The sequence below is a fragment of the Enterobacter sp. K16B genome (assembly GCF_020216105.1).
Classification (GTDB): Bacteria; Pseudomonadota; Gammaproteobacteria; order Enterobacterales; family Enterobacteriaceae; genus Enterobacter; species Enterobacter sichuanensis.
In genome coordinates, this window is the sequence record NZ_JAIWJZ010000198.1 from 1 (window position 1) to 370 (window position 370).

The following is a 370-nucleotide window of genomic DNA, read 5'->3' on the forward strand; positions in this document are numbered from 1 at the left end:
CGATATAATTTTGAAATGTATATTAATGAAATGACGGCCAGTTATAAGGCTCCGGGTTTTATGCTGACCCTGGATAATCAACGCATGCCGCCAACCTCCTACAGCAAGGAGGAAATTATCGCCTTCTGGGACACGATCAGTCGTAGCGTACGTGTGCGCCCTGGCGCGTTTTAACCGGTCGGAAAGGATTTCGGATAAATAACAGGGAGGCTCCACAATGGATACAATAAAACGGAAAGTCATTATTTTTGCTGTTTTGGTCGCACTGGGGTTCGGGGTATATCACTATTTTTGTCCTTACAACCCATCGCCACAAACACTGACGTCATCACAGCAGGTAGCCATGAACAAGATAAACGCTGAAATGAAA

1 protein-coding gene is annotated in these 370 nt (G+C 45.1%); it reads left to right on the top strand.

Features of this window, described 5'->3' with window-relative positions:
* Window positions 1–15 precede the first annotated feature (15 nt).
* A complete protein-coding gene (locus tag LDK53_RS22655) occupies window positions 16–174 on the top strand; it encodes a T6SS immunity protein Tli4 family protein (RefSeq protein WP_225288136.1) in 159 nt (52 codons plus the stop codon).
* Window positions 175–370 lie beyond the last annotated feature (196 nt).

Bases quoted from the DNA above. Each gene is read 5' to 3' on its own strand.
- LDK53_RS22655 (WP_225288136.1), top strand. From the start codon at position 16: ATGTATATTAATGAAATGACGGCCAGTTATAAGGCTCCGGGTTTTATG.